The sequence below is a fragment of the Streptomyces sp. NPDC051563 genome, assembly GCF_044454225.1.
Taxonomy (GTDB): domain Bacteria; phylum Actinomycetota; class Actinomycetes; order Streptomycetales; family Streptomycetaceae; genus Streptomyces.
Genome location: NZ_JBITDL010000027.1, coordinates 67,641 through 84,202 on the forward strand (window position 1 = coordinate 67,641; position 16,562 = coordinate 84,202).

Consider the following 16,562-nt stretch of genomic DNA (forward strand, 5'->3'; position numbering starts at 1 on the left):
TGCTCCGTGCCTCGCCGTTCTGACGTACGCGGCCCCGCCCCGGGTTTCGTACGCCCGGTCCCGAGGTGATGCCGAAGCGGTCACGGTCAGGCCTCGGCGATCGCCCGGTGAGCGGTCTGAGACGATGTGTCCATGCACGAAGCGGACACGCGTACGGACCGGCCGGCCCCCGCGGGGCACGTCGTCGTCATCGGCGGCGGTATCGCGGGCCTCGCGGCAGCCCACCGGCTGCTCGCCGAGGGCCTTCGCGTCACCCTCCTGGAAGCCGGCCCGCGCCTCGGCGGCAAGCTGCGCTCGGGCGAACTGGCCGGCCTGCCCGTGGACCTCGGCGCCGAATCCGTCCTCGCCCGCCGCCCCGAAGCACTCGAACTGGCCCGCGCCGTGGGACTCGGCGAGGCCCTGCAGCCGCCCGCCACCGCGACCGCCCGCCTGTGGACCCGCGGCGAACTGCGCCCCCTGCCGGGCGGTCACGTCATGGGCGTCCCCGGCGACCTGGGCCCGCTCGCCGCCTCCGGGGTGCTCTCGGCCGAGGGCCTGGCCCGGGCCGGGGCCGAAGGCGCCCTGGAGCCGCAGGAGATCGGCGAGGACGTGGCCCTCGGCGAGTACGTCGCCGCCCGCCTGGGCCACGAGGTCGTCGACCGCCTCGTGGAACCGCTGCTCGGCGGGGTCTACGCCGGCAACGCCTACCGCATCTCCATGCGGGCCGCCGTCCCCCAGCTCTTCGACGCCGCCCGCAGCCACGCCTCCCTGGGCGAGGGCGTACGGGAACTCCAGGCCCGGGCGGCCCGGGCGGGGCAGAGCGGTCCCGTCTTCTCCGGCATCGACGGCGGCATCGGCAGGCTCCCGCTCGCCGTCGCTGAGGCCTGCCGGGCGGCCGGAGCCCGGATCCTCCTCGACAGCCCCGCGCGCGAGCTGACCCGTACCGCCGCCGGCTGGCGCGTGGTCGCCGACGCCCCCGGCGGACCCGAGGCCATCGAGGCCGACGCGGTGGTCGTGGCCGTCCAGGCCGGACCCGCCGCCCGCCTGCTCGACCGGATCGCGCCCTCGGCCGCCGGCGAACTGCGCGGGGTCGAGTACGCCTCCATGGCCCTGGTCACGATGGCCTTGCGTCGCCGCGACCTGCCGGCCGGGATCGCCGACGGCGGCGCGAGCGGGTTCCTCGTACCGCCCGTCGACGGGCGGACGATCAAGGCCTCCACCTTCTCCAGCAACAAGTGGGCCTGGGCCGGTACCGATCCCGAGCTCTTCCTGCTGCGCACCTCCGTCGGCCGCCACGGGGACGAGGGCGACCTGAAGCGCTCCGACGAGGAACTGGTCGAGGTCTCCCGCGCCGACCTCGGCGCGGCCGTGGGCCTCGCGCCCGCCGTCCGTCCGGTGGCCTCCACCGTCACCCGCTGGGACGCCGGGCTGCCCCAGTACCCCGTCGGCCACCTCGCGAAGGTGGCCCGGATCCGCTCCGCCGTCGCTGCCCTGCCGGGCCTCGCGGTGTGCGGAGCGCTGTACGACGGGGTCGGCATCCCGGCCTGCATCGCGAGCGCGGGCAAGGCCGCCGACGTGGTGATCGCCACGTTGGGGGCCGCTGGGGCACCCCTGGCACCGACCACTGACCAGCGCACGGGACAATAGACACATGACTGCACCAGAGAAGATTCCCAACGCGGGGAAGAAGGCGAAGGACCTCAACGAGGTCATCCGCTACACCCTGTGGTCCGTCTTCAAGCTCAAGGACGTGCTCCCCGAGAACCGCGCCGGCTTCGCCGACGAGGTCCAGGAGCTGTTCGACCAGCTGGCCGCCAAGGACATCACCGTCCGCGGCACCTATGATGTCTCCGGCCTGCGCGCCGACGCGGACATCATGATCTGGTGGCACGCGGAGACCTCCGACGAGCTGCAGACCGCGTACAACCTGTTCCGCCGCACCAAGCTGGGCCGCGCGCTGGAGCCGGTCTGGTCGAACATGGCCCTGCACCGCCCGGCCGAGTTCAACAAGTCCCACATCCCGGCCTTCCTGGCCGACGAGACGCCGCGCGACTACGTCAGCGTCTACCCCTTCGTGCGCAGCTACGACTGGTACCTGCTGCCCGACGAGGACCGCCGCCGCATGCTCAAGGACCACGGCATGATGGCCCGCGGCTACCCCGACGTGCGCGCCAACACCGTGGCCTCCTTCTCGCTCGGCGACTACGAATGGCTGCTGGCCTTCGAGGCCGACGAGCTGTACCGCATCGTCGACCTCATGCGCCACCTGCGCGCCTCCGAGGCCCGCATGCACGTCCGCGAAGAGGTGCCCTTCTACACCGGGCGCCGCAAGTCCGTCGCCGACCTGGTGGACGGACTCGCCTAGAGACCTCCCCTGGGGGGAAGGACCGGAGGACCGCCCGACCGGCGTCCTCCGGGGATCGGGAGGCCCTGCCCCCGAATCGACGCAGCCGGAGATCCCGCCCGGAAGTTCAGACGACTGGCGGCAGCAGTGCCCTGGGGTGCCCCTTGGCCACCGCTGCCCGGTCGTCCAGCGACACCGGTGCGGGCTCCGGATGCGGCGCACACGTGACACGTGAACCCGCCGTGTCACCCGTCAGCAAGTACCGCTCCACGTGGGCGTCCACGCAGTCATTGCGTCCGCCGACCACCCCGTGGGTGCCGGCCCCCCGCTCCGTCACCAGCCCGGCCCGCGGCCCGAGCCGCCGCTGGAGCTCCAGAGCGCCCCCGTACGGAGTGGCGCCGTCCCGCTCGGCCGCGACGATCAGCGTGCCGGGCAGCGGGACGTCCGGCCGTGAGCCCACGTCCACCGGCCGCTGCCGGTCGCGCACCGGCCAGAAGGCGCAGGGCAGGTTCAGGAAGGCATTGGTCCAGGTCTCGAAGGGGGCCGTGCGGGCCAGTTCGGTGGTGTCGCGGTCCCAGGTCTCCCAGTCGGCGGGCCACGGGGCGTCGTTGCACAGGGTCGCGGTGTAGACGGCCGTCGCGTTCTCGCTCTCCACGGCCGCCGAGGGGTCCGGGGCGGCGAGCGAGACCAGCGGGCGCGGATCGCCGCGCAGGAACGCCGCCAGGGCCGCCGCACGGCCCGGCCAGACCTCGTCGTAGTACGCGGCCCGCAAGTACGCCGCGTGCAGCTGCCCGGTGCCGACCACCCCGCCCGCCGGCTCGCGGGCCAGTGCGGCCCGCACCCGGTCGTAACTCGCCTGCACCGCGCCGGGGGTGGAGCCGAGCCCGTACACGGCGTGGTGCCGGGCCGTCCAGGCGCGGAAGTCGGCCCAGCGGCGCTCGAAGCCGGGGGCCTGGGCGAGGTTGTTGCCGTACCAGACCTTGCGCGGGTCGGGATCGACGGCCGAGTCGAAGACCATCCTGCGGACGTGACCGGGGTAGAGGGTGGCGTAGACCGCACCGAGGTACGTGCCGTACGAGGCCCCCATGAAGGTCAGCCCGCTCTCGCCGAGCGCGGCCCGCAGCACGTACAGGTCGCGGACGTTGTTCAGCGTCGTATACGAGCCCAGGGCCGCCCCGGCCCGCTCCGCGCAGCCGCGGGCGTAGGCCCGGGCGGCGGCGATCCCGGCCTCCTTGGCGGCGGCGTCCGGCTGCGCGCCGGCGGCTGCGGACGGGGCCGGGGCGTACCGTGCCGGGTCCTGGCAGGACAGCGGGTGCCCCGAGCGGCCCACCCCGCGCGGGGCGTAGCCGACGAGGTCGTAGGCGGCCCCGATGCGGTGCCACTCGGGCAGGCCGGCGACGAGCGGGAAGAACAGGCCGTTCCCGCCCGGCCCGCCGGGGTTGTAGACGAGCGCCCCCTGCCGCCGGACCCCGCCCGCGCCGGAGGCGGCGACCCGGCTGACGAGGATCTGCGTCTGCTGCGCGAAGGGCCGGGCGTAGTCCACCGGGACGCGGAGCGTGCCGCACCGCGCGTCCGGGCCGAGCCCCTCGGAGACGGGGCACGGCCCGAACTCCAGCCCCTCGCGGGCGCCCTGACGGTCCGGCGCCGGACCTCCCGCCCGGCCTCCCGCCGGGCCCGGGAGCCCCGCGCGCGCGGCGGCGGCCGCGGCCCGCCGGGCCACGAGTTCGGCCCCGGCGGCCTCAGCGGCCGCCCGGGCGGCTCCGGCGGGACCGGGCCCGGCCGTCACCCGGGGCGGGCCCGGGGGAGCGGTCCCGGCTGCGGCTGCGGCCTCGGCGCCGGAGGTCAGCGGCAGGGAGGCGGCCAGCACGAGGGCGGCCAGCGCGACCGCGACGGGCACCCGGGGCATGCGCATGGCGGGCCTCTCATCTCATCGGACCGTCCGATGAAATCCGCCGGGCGGCCTCCTGTACAGGACCGCCGGCCGGTGTCGCGCTCAATGCCCCCGTTGCCGCGGAATCCGCCCCCGCCTGCCGTAGGCGAGCGCCGCCCGCAGCTCCGGCTCCGTGACCGCGCGCAGCCCCCGCAGGGCCACGGCCGTGAGCGAACCCCGTACGCCCTGCTCCCGGCCCAGCTCCACCAGGAGCCGCCGGCCGGCCGGGGAGGCCCACCCGGACTGTGCGTGCCCCTCGACGCGGGCGATGGCCAGGCAGCCCAGCGCCAGGATCAGAGGCAGCGCGAACCAGCACAGGATCATCGTGGTCGTGGTCCGCGGATCGGGCACGCACAGCGCCGCCCCCGCCATGGCGAGGACCAGCAGGGTGGCCTGCCGGACCGCCCGGATCCCCGCGTCCATCTCCTGCCGGTCCCCGTCGCACAGCGCGAGCCCGGCCTCCCCGAGCCGGTCCGCGAGGGCCCGTACGGCCGGATCCCGCGCCGCGACGGCCCGTACGGAGATCACCTGCTCCTGCCCGTCCGGCCCGAACGCGCCGAGCACCGAGCGCTCGTGCGGATCGCGCCCCACCGGGTCGACCACCGTGGCCCAGCCCGTGTACGCGAGGAGCAGCCGCCGCTGGCGCTGCATGGACAGCAGCGTCAGCTCGGCCACCCGCTCCGGGCCGCCGGCCAGATAGGCGGCCTCGTACAGGCTCAGCTCGTCGTGACGCCGGCGCGCGGCGGTGCCCGGTGCGGGGGCCGCCGGTTCGGCGGCGGCCCGCAGGAGGCGGGTGCACGCGAACAGCAGCCCTGCCCAGGCGAGGAGGAGGAACAGGACCCAGAACATGCCCGAGTTCTACAAGATGTGGAACGGGCCGGTACAGCGTTCTGCCGAGGTGTGAGCAGCTCGTGACGGGTCCGTGATGGGAGGTCAGGAACTGCTGCCGCAACTGGAACTGGACGAACTGCTACAACTCGAGCCACTGGAGCAGCTCGACCCTCCGGAGCTGCCCGAACAGCTCGACCCGCCGCTCCCGCAGCTGCTCCCCGAGGACCCGCAGCCCGACCCCGAGGAGCAGCTGCTGCCCCCCGGGGAGCCGCAGCCCGACCCGCCGGAACCGCCGCCGTCGGAGCTCGCGCACCAGACGACCGGAATCACCTCGGATCCCGATGGCCAGGAGGACCCCGAGCCGGCGGAACGCGTGCGGGACTGGCCCGCCGCCAGCCGGGTCCCGCGGGCCGCCGGCACCAACTGCTCGCGCAGGTACGGGTCCCGCAGGCCGCGCAGCCCGAACAGCGAGGTCTGTACGTACGGGCTCTGGTCGGCCCCGTAGTGGGCGCGGATGGCACGGAGCGCCGCGGCCCCGGCCGGGGTGATCCGCTGCCGGGCGCGGGAGGCGCCCATGGTGCCCGCGACGATGCCGCCCAGCAGGACGGGCAGTACCTCGGCCACGAAGGGCACGTGGAAGGTCCCGGCCCCCTCCTGGAGCATGAAGGCGACGAAGGACAGCGGCAGCGAGAGGACCAGCAGCACCCCGCACACGATGGCCTGGATCACCCCGTGGCGCAGCCAGCGGTGGCGTCCGCCGGGGGTGGCGATCAGCCCGCGGGCCGCCAGTGCGTCGCCGGTCTCCTGCACGGCCGGGTCCCGCATGGCGGCGTAGCGGATCTGGTAGAGCCACCCGGACGGTGCCCCCTGGCAGGCCTGGAGCACGGCCCGCTGGGCCGGGTCGCCGCCCCGCACCCCGGGCCGCACCTGGACGATCCCGGGCCCGCCGGCCAGCATCCGGCCGTCGCAGAGCAGCGAGACGAGCGCGGCGTCCACCACCGCGCCGGGGCCGCCGGCCATGAAGGCGGCCTCGGACAGGTCGTGCAGCCGCGGGGGCGGGCCGATGGTGGACGGCCGCGACCGCCGCAGGCCGCGCAGGAGCAGCACGCTGGAGACGATGACGCCGGCCCAGATGGCCACGGCGAGCAAGTCGAAGAAGGTCACGCCGCCCTCCCCACGAGGGCGCGGGCCCAGCGCACGGCGCGGCGCGGCGGCCGTTGCCCGGCCCGGTCACGCCACCAGAGGGTGAGCCGCCGCCGGGCCGCGGGATCGGCCGGCAGGTCCCGGACCAGCAGGTGCTCGGCGAAGTCCATCGCGTCGCGCCGGTATCCGCCGGTCATGGGCCGGTGCCGGGCATAGCCGAGGAAGGCCTCCCGGTACGCGTCCTCCCCGCCCAGGATCCGGGGCAGCTCGGGCGCCAGCCCGGCCACGATCCCGGCCCGCTTGGCCGCGAGCGACCGCGCCTGCACGCGGACCCGCTGCCGGTCGAACCCTTCGGGCACGGGAGTTCCGGCAACCAGCGCCGACAACAGGGCGGCCTGCCCGATCCCGACCCGGGTCCGCGCGGCGTCGAGCGCGCTGTCCTCGGCGTCGGCCGGGGCGGAGCCCCCTCCAGCCTCGCCCGCGTGTGAGGCGCGGGGTCCAGGCAGGAGCCCCGGGGAACGGCGGAACGGCGGGCGGGGGACAGCCCCCGCGGGGCCGCGGCCACCCAGCACCCCCCGGATCGCGGCCAGCTCACCCGCCAGCTCGGCCCCGCCCGGAAACTCGTCGTCCCGCTCCAGCAGCACCCCGGGCGGGTCCACCCGGGCCCGCAGCTCCGCCAGGACCTCCAGCACAGCCTCCGGCACGGGATGCGCATGCGTGTCGTGCCACACCCCACCCCGCTCCACGCCCCCGGCGACGTGCACGTACGCCAGCGCCTCCAGCGGGATCCCGTCGAGCACGGCGACCGGGTCCTCGCCCCGGTTGACCCGGTTGGTGTGCAGGTTGGCCACGTCGATCAGCAGCCGCACCCCGGTCCGCTCCACGAGCTCGGTCAGGAACTGCGCCTCGGTGAGCTCCTCCCCGGGCCACGACACCAGCGCCGCGATGTTCTCCAGCGCGAGCGGCACGGGCAGCGCGTCCTGCGCGATCCGTACGTTGGCGCAGAGCACGTCCAGCGCGTCCCGGGTCCGCGGTACGGGCAGCAGGTGCCCGGCTTCGAGCACAGGTCCCGGCGCCACCGAGGAGGTCCGTACGAAGGCGATGTGCTCGGTGACCAGCGGAGCCCCCAGGGCCACCGCCCGCTCCCCGAGCGCGGCCAGCCCGGCCGGGTCCGGGCGGTCGGCGCCGCCGATGCCCAGCGAGACTCCGTGCGGCACCACGCGGACCCCGCGTTCGAGCAGCCGCAGCAGGGACTCCGGCAGGTGGCCGGGGCAGATGTTCTCCGCCACCACCTCGACCCAGTCCAGGCCCGGCAGGCCCTCCACCGCCCCCGCGATCTCCGGCCGCCAGCCGATGCCCACCCCCAGGTGTGCCATGGGCTTCATGTCCCCTCGCCCCCTCTCATCGGTCCGTGTGCCGATGTCATGGCCCCGACGGAGTCGGGCCAACCGCCCGGGGGGACGTTCAGAGCAACATTTGAGGTTCCCGGCCCGGCCCGCGTCCCGGATGCCGGGACGCGGGAGCCCGCACGTCCGCGCCACGGGCTCCGGGCCGTTCGCGACGGGCGGCGGGTGAGGGGCGACGGGCTACGAGCGGACCGCCGCGCCCCTCCTACAGCCGCGCCCGCAGCGCCGGATGGTCCGCGACCACGGTGCAGGAACCGGGCGCGATCTCCGTGAACCCCGCGTCCCGCACCACCGGCAGCCCGCTCCCGGACAGCTCCGTCCACCGCTCGTGCGCGGCCGTCCGCACGGCCAGCCGGAAGCCGGACTCCCGCCACGCGGCCCGCTCCGGGCCGGTCAGCTCCCACCAGGCGAGCTGCGCCGCGTGCCCGGCCTGTGCCATGGCCTTGCCGGCCGACATGTCCAGGTCCGGGTTGAGCCAGAGGACGGGCAGTCCCGCCCCGGCCGGGGCGACCGGCTCCGGGTCGTCCAGATCGGTGCCCGACACCTGGAGCTTGGCCAGTTCCCTGGGCCAGCCGTCGAGCGGGACCGGCGGGAAGACCCGTACCTCGGAGCCCGCGCCGTGCACCGTGAGGCCCGGCAGGGCCTCCGCCTTGCGCCACTCCGCCCCGCGCGCCCTGCGCACCACCTTGCGGATCCGCGCGTCCTGCCAGTCCCGGACCGCCGCCGCCCACTCGCCCTCGCCGGCCGACCGCTCGTCGGTGAGCAGGACGAGCACGGCGCGCGCGGCCGTCTCCAGGGCATCGGTCCGGGCCGGCGGCTCCGTCTTCTCGATCCGCACGACCAGCGGGAGGACGTACTGCGGTGCGTCGTCGCGGGCGATCCGCTCCTGCCGGAAGGGGCTGTCGGACCCGACTGCGGGTACCCGGGTGTCGTGGCGCGTGTCCTCGGTGCTCATCCGGCCAAGGATGCCAGCCTCCGCCTCCAGGCTGATGACCGAGGGGCCAGGGCCGGGCGAGGATCGCACGCATGAAGAGTGATCTTTTCGCGTCCGAGAACCTGGCCGAGGCGTCTGCCGTACCCGGTATGACCCTCCAGAACGCCAAATCCGTGAAGTACGCCGTCAACGGCGAGATGCTCGCCCGTCAGGGCTCCATGGTCGCCTTCCGCGGGAACCTGCAGTTCGAACGCAAGGGGCAGGGCATCGGGGGCATGCTCAAGCGCGCCGTCACGGGCGAGGGGCTGGCGCTGATGTCCGTGACCGGCCAGGGCGAGGCCTGGTTCGCCCACCGGGCCGGGAACTGCTTCATCGTCGAGTTCGAGCCCGGTGACGCCCTCACCGTCAACGGCCGCAACGTGCTGTGCTTCGACGCGACCCTCGGCTACGAGATCAAGATGCTCAAGGGCGCCGGCATGACCGGCGGCGGCCTCTTCAACAGCCTCTTCACCGGCACCGGGAAGCTCGCCGTGGTCTGCGACGGGAACCCGATCGTCATCCCCGTCACCCCGCAGGCGCCGGTCTACGCGGACACCGACGCGGTGGTCGGCTGGAGTGCCCGTCTGGAGACGGCACTGCACCGTTCCCAGTCCGTCGGCTCGATGATCCGCGGCGGCTCCGGCGAGGCCGTCCAGCTGAAGCTCAGCGGCGAGGGCTTCGTCATCGTCCGCCCGAGCGAGGCCGCCGAGCCGGCCGCCGCCCACTGACCGCGCCCGTCGCGCTGCCGCCGGCCGCCGGGGCGGGGGCGGCGGCCTGCGCGGTCGCGGCGCGGCGGAGGTGAGTAGGCTCGGACGCATGGACCAGACGGAGCACCAGACAGGGCAGCACCTGCCCGACTCCCCGTACTGCCCCGCCCCCGCGGCGCCCGCCGGGCGGGTGCCCGGGCCGCCCTACGCCGACTGCGTGGAGTGCGGGAAGCCCACCGAGTACGGGGTCGCCACACCGGGCGTGGTGCTGTGCCCGGTGTGCGAGTGGCAGGACGCGCAGCGCACGGCCTGCTCGGGCTGAACCGGCGGGTCGGCCGGCCGCCCGGGCTACTTGCCGATCAGGTCGGAGACCTTCACGAAGCGGTAGCCGCGCTTGCGCAGTTCCGGGACGACCTTCCGGACGGCCTCCTCGGTGACCGGGGCGGCGCTGCGCGTGCAGTGCATGACCACCACCGAGCCGGGCTTCACCCCGGCCAGCACCTGTTCGGCCACCGCGTCGGGATCATTCGCGAACGCGTCCCCGCTGACCACGTCCCACTGGACGGCCGTCACCTTGGCGGTGGAGATGGCGCGCAGCGCCTGGTCGTCGTAGCAGCCGCCGGGGAAGCGGAAGTACGGGACGGTGTTGACCGCGCCCGCCTTGTGGAAGGCCTCGAAGGCCCGGTCCACGTCGGCCCGGGCGGCGGCCTCGTCGAGGGTGGGGAGTCCGTAGCAGGGGGACTTGAAGGCGTGGTGGCTGTACGAGTGGTTCGCGATCTCGAAGTTCGGGTCCGTGCCGATGGACTTCGCCTGGTCCGGGTACTCCTCGGCCCAGCGGCCCGTCATGAAGACCGTCGCGGGCACCTTGAGGGTGCGCAGCGTGGAGATCAGCTGCGGGTTGTCGAAGTGCTCGCCGCCGGCCGCGCGCGGCCCCTGATCGGAGGTCATGTCGGCGTCGAAGGTCAGCGCCACCGTCTTGTCGGTCTGCTGCTTCGCGCGGTCGAAGACGGGGGTCAGACCGCCCGGACCTGGGGCCATGGTCGGCGCCTTGCCCGGAGCTCCGGGCTGCGGAGTCACCGATGCACCGCCCGGAGGGCTCGGCGAGGGAGCCGCGGCGCCCGCGGTGGAGGGGGAGGCGGACGGCGGAGCGGAAGGGGCCGCGGAGGCCCCCAGCCGGGCCCGGCCGCCGGCCTCCGGCGTACCGGTGCCGCCCCCGCACGCGGCGAGGGCGGCACTGAGAGCTGCTACGGCCGCGACGGCGGCCGTCCTGCGCACTGAGATGGTCACATGCGCAAAATATATGACTATGTGGCAAGCAGACGGGTGCGGCACTCCTCCACGTCGAAGTCACCCTTCGGGTACTGCGGCGCGATGCCCTCCAGATGCTCCAGCAGCAGTTTGCTGATGGCCCAGTTGCGGTACCACTTCCGGTCCGAAGGGACGACGTACCAGGGCGCGGCGTCCGTGGAGCACCGCTCCAGGGCCAGCTCGTAGGCCTGCTGGTACGCGGGCCACACCGAGCGCTCCTCGATGTCGCCCACGTTGAACTTCCAGTGCTTGTCCGGGTTGTCGAGCCGCTCCAGGAGCCGCTTGCGCTGCTCCTCGTAGCCGATGTGGAGGAACACCTTCACCACGGTGACCCCGTCGTCGGCGAGGGACTTCTCGAACCGGTTGATCTGCGCGTAGCGCCGGCCCAGCTGACTGCGCGGCACCAGGTCGCGGACGCGGGCGATGAGGACGTCCTCGTAGTGCGAACGGTCGAAGATTCCGATCTCGCCCGGTTGGGGGAGCGCCTTCATGATGCGCCAGAGGAAGGGGTGGTTCTGCTCCTCCGGGGTGGGCGCCTTGAAGGCCTTGATCCGGCAGCCGGAGGGGTTGAACAGGCCGATCACGTGCTTGACGGTGCCGCCCTTGCCGCTGGTGTCCATGCCCTGGAGCACGAGCAGGACGCGGCGGCGGTCGCCCGCGGTGCTGGCGGCGTAGAGCCGCTCCTGGAGGGAGGCGAGCCGCTCGCCCATCAGCGCGGTCGCCGCCACGCCGGCCGCCTTGTCGCTGGGACCGGCCGGGGTCGCCGCGGTGGGCAGGGCTCCGAGGTCGACGCGCTCGCCGGAGGGGACGCGGAGCAGGGGGCTCAGGGGCGTGTCGTAGCCGTACGCGGAGCCGTGTCCGTGGCCGTGCCCGCCGGACTTGCGGGCGCCGCCCTTGGAGCCCTTGGAGTTCTCCGCGGAGATGCGGAGCAGCTCGCGGAGGGAGAGGGGCTTGGACTTCGCCTTCTCGGCCTTCTCGGTCTTCTCCGGCTTTTCCGCCGTGACGCCCTTCTCGGCCTTCTCGCCCTTCTCGGCCTTCGCAGGCGCGGCCGCCTCCTCAGCCTTCCCGGCGGCGGCCTTGGCAGCGGCCTTGGCCTCCGCCTTCGCGGCCTTCGCGACCTTCTCGGCCTTCTCCGCCTTGCCGGTCTTCTCGCCCTTGGCGCCCTTGGCGGACTTGCTGTCCTTCTTGGCCACCGCTACCTACCTCTATCCGTCGACTCCATCCGATCTTCCACCACAACGCAGTGGACCGCGACGTGACGAAAGGCCGGGCCGGGCGGGCCGGAAGGCGGTACGGGCGGGCCGTAAGGCAGTGCGGGTCACTGCCATGGACCCGTCACGGCGAAGGTGGTCCCGGGCGTGTAGGCGTTCACGTACATCGTCCGCGCGTCCGGGGAGAAGGTGACCCCGGCGAACTCGCCCCACTCCGGCGCCCCCGGCTTCCCGATGTCGATGGCGTTGCGGGCCATCGGGTAGACCGTGCCGCCGGGGGTCACGCCGAAGACGTACTGCGCGCCGCCGCCGTCCTCGCACACCATCAGGCCGCCGTCGGGGGCCAGGCAGATGTTGTCGGGGGAGTCTCCGGGCAGCTGGATGTCGGTGGCCGGGCCGAAGACCACGTCCAGCCGGAGCCGGGCGCGCAGCGGGTCGTAGAACCACACCTGGCCGTGGTGCTCGGCGGGGGAGCCCTCGCGGGTGCGGGCGTAACTGGAGACGAAGTGGACGCCGCCGTCGCCCCAGTAGCAGCCCTCCAGCTTCTGGGCGTGGGTGATCCCGCCGGGGCCGAAGTCCTGGAGCCGGATCGGGGTCGTGGCGGCGGACGGGTCCGGCACGGGGACCCACTCCACCGGGAACTCGGCCCCGGGCTCGTCCACCACCGCGAGGTTCGCGAGGCCCGGGACCCGCAGGGCCTCCAGTTCGCCGCCCGCGCGCAGGGAGCCGAGGCCGCCGAGGGGGCGGGCGGGGAGGAACCGGTAGAAGAGCCCGAAGGGTTCGACGAAGGCGTCCTCGGTCTCGTAGACCACGCCGCGGTACGGGTCCACGGCGACGGCCTCGTGCGCGAAGCGGCCCATCGCGGTGAGCGGGACGGCGCCCGAGCGGTGGGGGTCGGCGGGGTCGACCTCGAAGACGTAGCCGTGGTCGCGGGTGTAGCCGTTGGTGCCGGCCCGGTCCTCGGTCTCCTCGCAGGACAGCCAGGTGTTCCAGGGGGTACGGCCGCCCGCGCAGTTGACGGCGGTGCCGGCGAGGGCGACGCGCTCGGCGGTGACCCCGCCGGACGGGTCCAGGTCGAGGAGGGTGCAGCCGCCCAGGGCGTGCGGATCGTAGGTGAGCCCCTCGACGGGAGGGACCCGCAGCGGGGCGGTGGTGCGGTTCTCGTGGTTGCGCACCAGCCGGACGCGGCCCCGCCCGGCGTCGAAGGCGGCCATGCCGTCGCAGTTGCCCGGGACGGTGCCCCCGCCCGAGCGCAGCGGGTCGCCGGCGCGCGAGAGGACGCGGTACGTGAATCCCGCGGGCAGGTCGAGCAGCCCGGCGGGGTCGGCCACGAGCGGGCCGTAGCCCCGGTCGGAGACGGGGGCGGGCGTGCGCGCACCCGGACCCGTGCCCGCTCCGGCTCCCGTGCCCGCTCCGGTTCCGGTGCTCGCTCCGGCCCCCGGGCCGGCTCCGGCGAAGAGGGCGCCGAGCGCCCCGGCGAAGGAGACGGATCCGGCGGCGAGCAGGCTGCGCCGGCTGAGGGACATCGGCGGCTTGGGCGGCATGGGCAACTCCCGGCGGTGGGACAGGACAGAGGACCGAGCCGTGGTACCACGGGGGTCCGGTGGGACCGGCTGCGCCGCGCCGTCCCCCGCCACCGGTGCCCGGCGCGGCCGATCCCGGCCGCGCCCGGCAGGCGGCCGTCAGGCCAGGGTGGCGGTGAGGGTGATCGTCGTGCCCGTCAGCGCCTGGCTCACCGGGCAGTTCTTCTTGGCGTCCTCGGCGGCCGCGGCGAAGCCCTCGGCGTCCAGGCCCGGAACCTCGGCGACCACGGTCAGGTGGATGCCGGTGATGCCCTCACCCGGCTGGAACGTCACATCGGCCTTGGTCTCCACCCGGGTGGGGGGAGTGCCGGCGCCGTCGAGGCCGTGCGAGAGGGCCATCGAGTAGCAGCTGGAGTGCGCGGCGGCGATCAGCTCTTCCGGGCTGGTCTTGCCGTTGGCGGCCTCGGCGCGCGAGGGCCAGGAGACGTCGAACGAGCCCTGGCCCGAGGAGTCGAGGGTGACGACGCCGGAACCCTTGAGGAGGTTGCCCTCCCAGTTGGTGTGGGCGGTACGCGTGGTGGCCATGGTGGATCCCTTCACAGAAGGTGGGTACGGCCGGGCCGTGGGAACGGCCCGGCGCCCCCAAACCTACTGGGACACCAGGGGCTTCGCGTCGCGTGCCAGTGCGGTGAGCCGCGAGATGGCCCGGAAGTACTTCTTGCGGTAGCCGCCGTTCAGCATCTCGTCACTGAACAGCCGGTCGAAGGCGACGCCCGCCGCGAGGACCGGAACCTCCCGGTCGTACAGCCGGTCGGCCAGGACCACCAGCCGCAGCGCCGTCGACTGGTCCGGGACCGGGCCGACATCGGTGAGGCAGACGGCCGTTATGCCGTCGGTCAGGGCCCCGTACCGGCTGGGGTGCACGCGCGCCAGGTGCTCCAGCAGCCCGGGGAAGTCGTCGAGGCTCGCGCCCTCGGTGGCGTACGCGGCCTTGGTGACCTGCTCGTCGGAGAACGGTGCGGGGGCCTCGGGCAGGCCGCGGTGGCGGTAGTCCTGGCCGTCGATGCGCAGCGGGCGGAAGTGCGCGGAGAGCCCCTGGATCTCCCGCAGGAAGTCGGCGGCGGCGAAGCGGCCCTCGCCGAGCTTGCCGGGCAGCGTGTTGGAGGTGGCGGCCAGTGCCACGCCCTGCTCGACGAGGCGGCTGAGCAGGGAGGAGACGAGGACGGTGTCGCCCGGGTCGTCGAGCTCGAACTCGTCGATGCACAGCAGGCGGTGCCCGCCGAGGGTCTGCACGGTCTGCTGGAAGCCGAGCGCGCCGACCAGGTTGGTCAGCTCGACGAAGGTGCCGAAGGCCTTGAGGGCCGGCTCGGCGGGGGTGGCGTGCCAGAGGGAGGCGAGCAGGTGGGTCTTGCCGACGCCGTAGCCGCCGTCGAGGTAGACCCCGCGCGGTCCGGTGGGAGCCGCCGGCTTCTTCGAGAACCACCGCTTCTTGCCCGAGCCGCTCGCGTGCGCCCCGCCGAGGCCCGCGGCGAAGTCCGCGAGGACGGTGACGGCCTCGGACTGGCTGGGCTGGGCCGGGTCCGGGTCGTAGGTGTCGAAGCGCACCGCGTCGAAGCGGGGCGGCGGCACCATCTCGGCCACCAGCCGCTCTGCGGGCACCCGCGGCTCGCGGGCGCACAGGGACTGCGGTCCCGCGTCGGCTATCGGGGGCCGCCCGGAGGCTGACGCTGAGGGCGAGAGAGAGGTTGACACAGCTCTTAACTCTACGGGGCGTGGCACACTGCACCGATGCGACGCCTGTTCCCTGTGACCGATCAGACATCCGCGGACCAGACCGACCGAGCATGGTCGCTGGACGAACTCGCCGAGGCGTACGCGTACCCGGAGCTCGGCCCGGACGGCCACTGGCTGCGCGCGAACATGGTCTCCACGCTGGACGGCGCCGGCCAGCACGACGGGCGTTCCCAGCCCATTTCCGGCGAGACGGACATGCGGATCTTCGGCACCCTGCGGGCCCTGGCCGATGTGGTGGTCGTCGGTGCGGAAACGGTTCGCCTGGAGGGGTACCGCCCCGCGCGGGCCCGGGAGGCCTTCGCCGCCCGCCGCGAGGCGGCCGGTCAGGGGCCCGCCGCTGTGATCGCCGTGGTCACCGCCGGCCTGGACCTGGACTTCTCGCTGCCCCTGTTCACCTCGCCGCTGGTGCCCACCGTGGTGCTCACCGGCGCCGCCGCCCCCGAGGGGCGGGTCGCGGAGGCGGCCGCCGCCGGGGTCCAGGTGGTGGTGGCCGGTGACGGGGCGGGCGTGGACCCGGCCCGGGCCGTACGGGAGCTCGCAGACCGGGGGCTGCGCCGCCAGCTCACCGAGGGCGGGCCCCGGCTGCTGGGGCAGTTCGTGGCCGCGGACGCGCTGGACGAGCTCTGCCTGACGATCTCCCCGATGCTCACGGCGGGTGACGCCCAGCGGATCTCCGGCGGCCCCTCCGTCACGGTTCCGCACCGGCTCGCACCGGCCTGCCTGCTGGAAGAGGCCGGGTTTCTGTTCACGCGTTACCGTCGGATCTGAAGAGAGGCGGAATTTGTCGTTCCGCTTAGCTTCCGCTGGGCACAGTACTGGGCAGGTATAACCGCGCAGGCCCCGTGCGACAGCGGGGCAGGATGGTTTCCGCAGGGGCCGGCCGGCCGGTCTCGGCCCACGAAGGAGAGGGCGTCCGTGTTCACGAGCGTATTGATGATCGAGCAGCCGCTGACCCCCGTCGACGTGGACTTCGTCACGACCCTCCACGGAGACGAGCAGGTCTCCTTCATCGTCCTCATGCAGCCCCGCGGCGACCGGGACCGGCTGCTGCGCGCCATCGACGACGTAGCGCTCGGTGAGCTTCCCGAGGCCATCCACGAGGGCGACGAACCGGAGGGCGACGCGGCCCGCGGTCCGGCCGAACTGGCGATCGCCCATTCCCTCGCGTCCCTGCGGGCCAAGGGCGCCAAGGCCGTCGGGCAGATCGTCGACGACCACCCGCTCGACAAGCTGAAGGCGGTGGTGGCCGAGACCAACGCCGACGAGGTGATCGTGCTGACCGCCCCGCACTACGTCGAGGAGTTCTTCCACCGGGACTGGGCCTCGCGGGCGCGCCACAAGGTCGGTGTTCCGGTGCTCAAGCTCTTCGCCCACAAGGAATAGGGTGGAGGCGGCCGGACCGCGGATCCGGGT

General features: G+C 74.3%; 16 protein-coding genes. 6 read left to right on the forward strand and 10 right to left on the reverse strand.

Annotation, left to right across the window (positions count from 1 at the left end; all coding sequences use genetic code 11):
• Window positions 1-132: 132 nt before the first annotated feature.
• Window positions 133-1,626: a protoporphyrinogen oxidase gene (hemG, locus tag ACIA8F_RS28615; protein WP_399383011.1), complete on the forward strand. Its 1,494-nt coding sequence runs from the start codon at window positions 133-135 to the stop codon at window positions 1,624-1,626.
• A gap of 4 nt (window positions 1,627-1,630) precedes the next feature.
• Window positions 1,631-2,344 carry a hydrogen peroxide-dependent heme synthase gene (hemQ, locus tag ACIA8F_RS28620; RefSeq protein WP_327303858.1) on the forward strand — a complete coding sequence of 238 codons (714 nt, stop codon included), beginning with the start codon at window positions 1,631-1,633 and terminating at the stop codon, window positions 2,342-2,344.
• Between the two features lie 106 nt (window positions 2,345-2,450).
• On the opposite strand, the gene ACIA8F_RS28625 is transcribed toward hemQ, so the two are convergent.
• The 5 genes from ACIA8F_RS28625 to ACIA8F_RS28645 form a co-directional block, all read right to left on the reverse strand.
• Entirely contained in the window at window positions 2,451-4,235 is a 1,785-nt protein-coding gene (locus tag ACIA8F_RS28625) for an alpha/beta hydrolase (protein ID WP_399383013.1), read from the reverse strand.
• Window positions 4,236-4,316: 81 nt separating this feature from the next.
• Entirely contained in the window at window positions 4,317-5,102 is a 786-nt protein-coding gene (locus ACIA8F_RS28630; protein ID WP_399383014.1) for a TIGR04222 domain-containing membrane protein, read from the reverse strand.
• 84 nt (window positions 5,103-5,186) lie between these two features.
• Complete coding sequence (locus tag ACIA8F_RS28635) at window positions 5,187-6,248, reverse strand: TIGR04222 domain-containing membrane protein (RefSeq protein ID WP_399383016.1); 1,062 nt, start codon at window positions 6,246-6,248, stop codon at window positions 5,187-5,189.
• Entirely contained in the window at window positions 6,245-7,612 is a 1,368-nt protein-coding gene (locus ACIA8F_RS28640; RefSeq protein WP_399383017.1) for a DUF692 family multinuclear iron-containing protein, read from the reverse strand. Before ACIA8F_RS28640 ends, ACIA8F_RS28635 begins: the two co-directional genes overlap by 4 nt.
• Window positions 7,613-7,838: 226 nt before the next feature.
• Window positions 7,839-8,588: an aminoacyl-tRNA hydrolase gene (locus ACIA8F_RS28645; RefSeq protein WP_399383019.1), complete on the reverse strand. Its 750-nt coding sequence runs from the start codon at window positions 8,586-8,588 to the stop codon at window positions 7,839-7,841.
• 71 nt (window positions 8,589-8,659) lie between these two features.
• Here ACIA8F_RS28645 and ACIA8F_RS28650 point away from each other — a divergent pair, with 71 nt between their 5' ends.
• Window positions 8,660-9,334, forward strand: a complete 675-nt coding sequence (locus ACIA8F_RS28650; protein WP_399383021.1) for an AIM24 family protein — start codon at window positions 8,660-8,662, stop codon at window positions 9,332-9,334.
• 88 nt (window positions 9,335-9,422) lie between these two features.
• Window positions 9,423-9,635: a hypothetical protein gene (locus ACIA8F_RS28655; RefSeq protein ID WP_399383022.1), complete on the forward strand. Its 213-nt coding sequence runs from the start codon at window positions 9,423-9,425 to the stop codon at window positions 9,633-9,635.
• A gap of 26 nt (window positions 9,636-9,661) precedes the next feature.
• Here the strand turns inward: ACIA8F_RS28655 and ACIA8F_RS28660 are convergent, their stop codons facing one another.
• The 5 genes from ACIA8F_RS28660 to zapE form a co-directional block, all read right to left on the reverse strand.
• Entirely contained in the window at window positions 9,662-10,600 is a 939-nt protein-coding gene (locus ACIA8F_RS28660; protein ID WP_399383024.1) for a polysaccharide deacetylase family protein, read from the reverse strand.
• A gap of 17 nt (window positions 10,601-10,617) precedes the next feature.
• Complete coding sequence (locus tag ACIA8F_RS28665; protein WP_399383085.1) at window positions 10,618-11,544, reverse strand: polyphosphate kinase 2 family protein; 927 nt, start codon at window positions 11,542-11,544, stop codon at window positions 10,618-10,620.
• A gap of 395 nt (window positions 11,545-11,939) precedes the next feature.
• Window positions 11,940-13,376, reverse strand: coding sequence for an alkaline phosphatase PhoX (locus tag ACIA8F_RS28670; RefSeq protein ID WP_399383026.1), 1,437 nt, complete (start codon window positions 13,374-13,376; stop codon window positions 11,940-11,942).
• 138 nt (window positions 13,377-13,514) lie between these two features.
• Window positions 13,515-13,940, reverse strand: a complete 426-nt coding sequence (locus tag ACIA8F_RS28675) for an OsmC family peroxiredoxin (RefSeq protein ID WP_383938963.1) — start codon at window positions 13,938-13,940, stop codon at window positions 13,515-13,517.
• A 63-nt stretch (window positions 13,941-14,003) separates the two neighbouring features.
• Complete coding sequence (zapE, locus tag ACIA8F_RS28680) at window positions 14,004-15,107, reverse strand: cell division protein ZapE (protein WP_399383028.1); 1,104 nt, start codon at window positions 15,105-15,107, stop codon at window positions 14,004-14,006.
• A 36-nt stretch (window positions 15,108-15,143) separates the two neighbouring features.
• On the opposite strand from zapE, the gene ACIA8F_RS28685 reads away from it, so the two are divergent.
• A complete protein-coding gene (locus ACIA8F_RS28685; RefSeq protein WP_399383030.1) occupies window positions 15,144-15,917 on the forward strand; it encodes a pyrimidine reductase family protein in 774 nt (257 codons plus the stop codon).
• A 147-nt stretch (window positions 15,918-16,064) separates the two neighbouring features.
• On the forward strand, window positions 16,065-16,532 hold the full coding sequence (locus ACIA8F_RS28690) for an indole-3-glycerol phosphate synthase (protein WP_399383032.1): 468 nt from the start codon (window positions 16,065-16,067) through the stop codon (window positions 16,530-16,532).
• The last annotated feature ends 30 nt before the right edge of the window (window positions 16,533-16,562 follow it).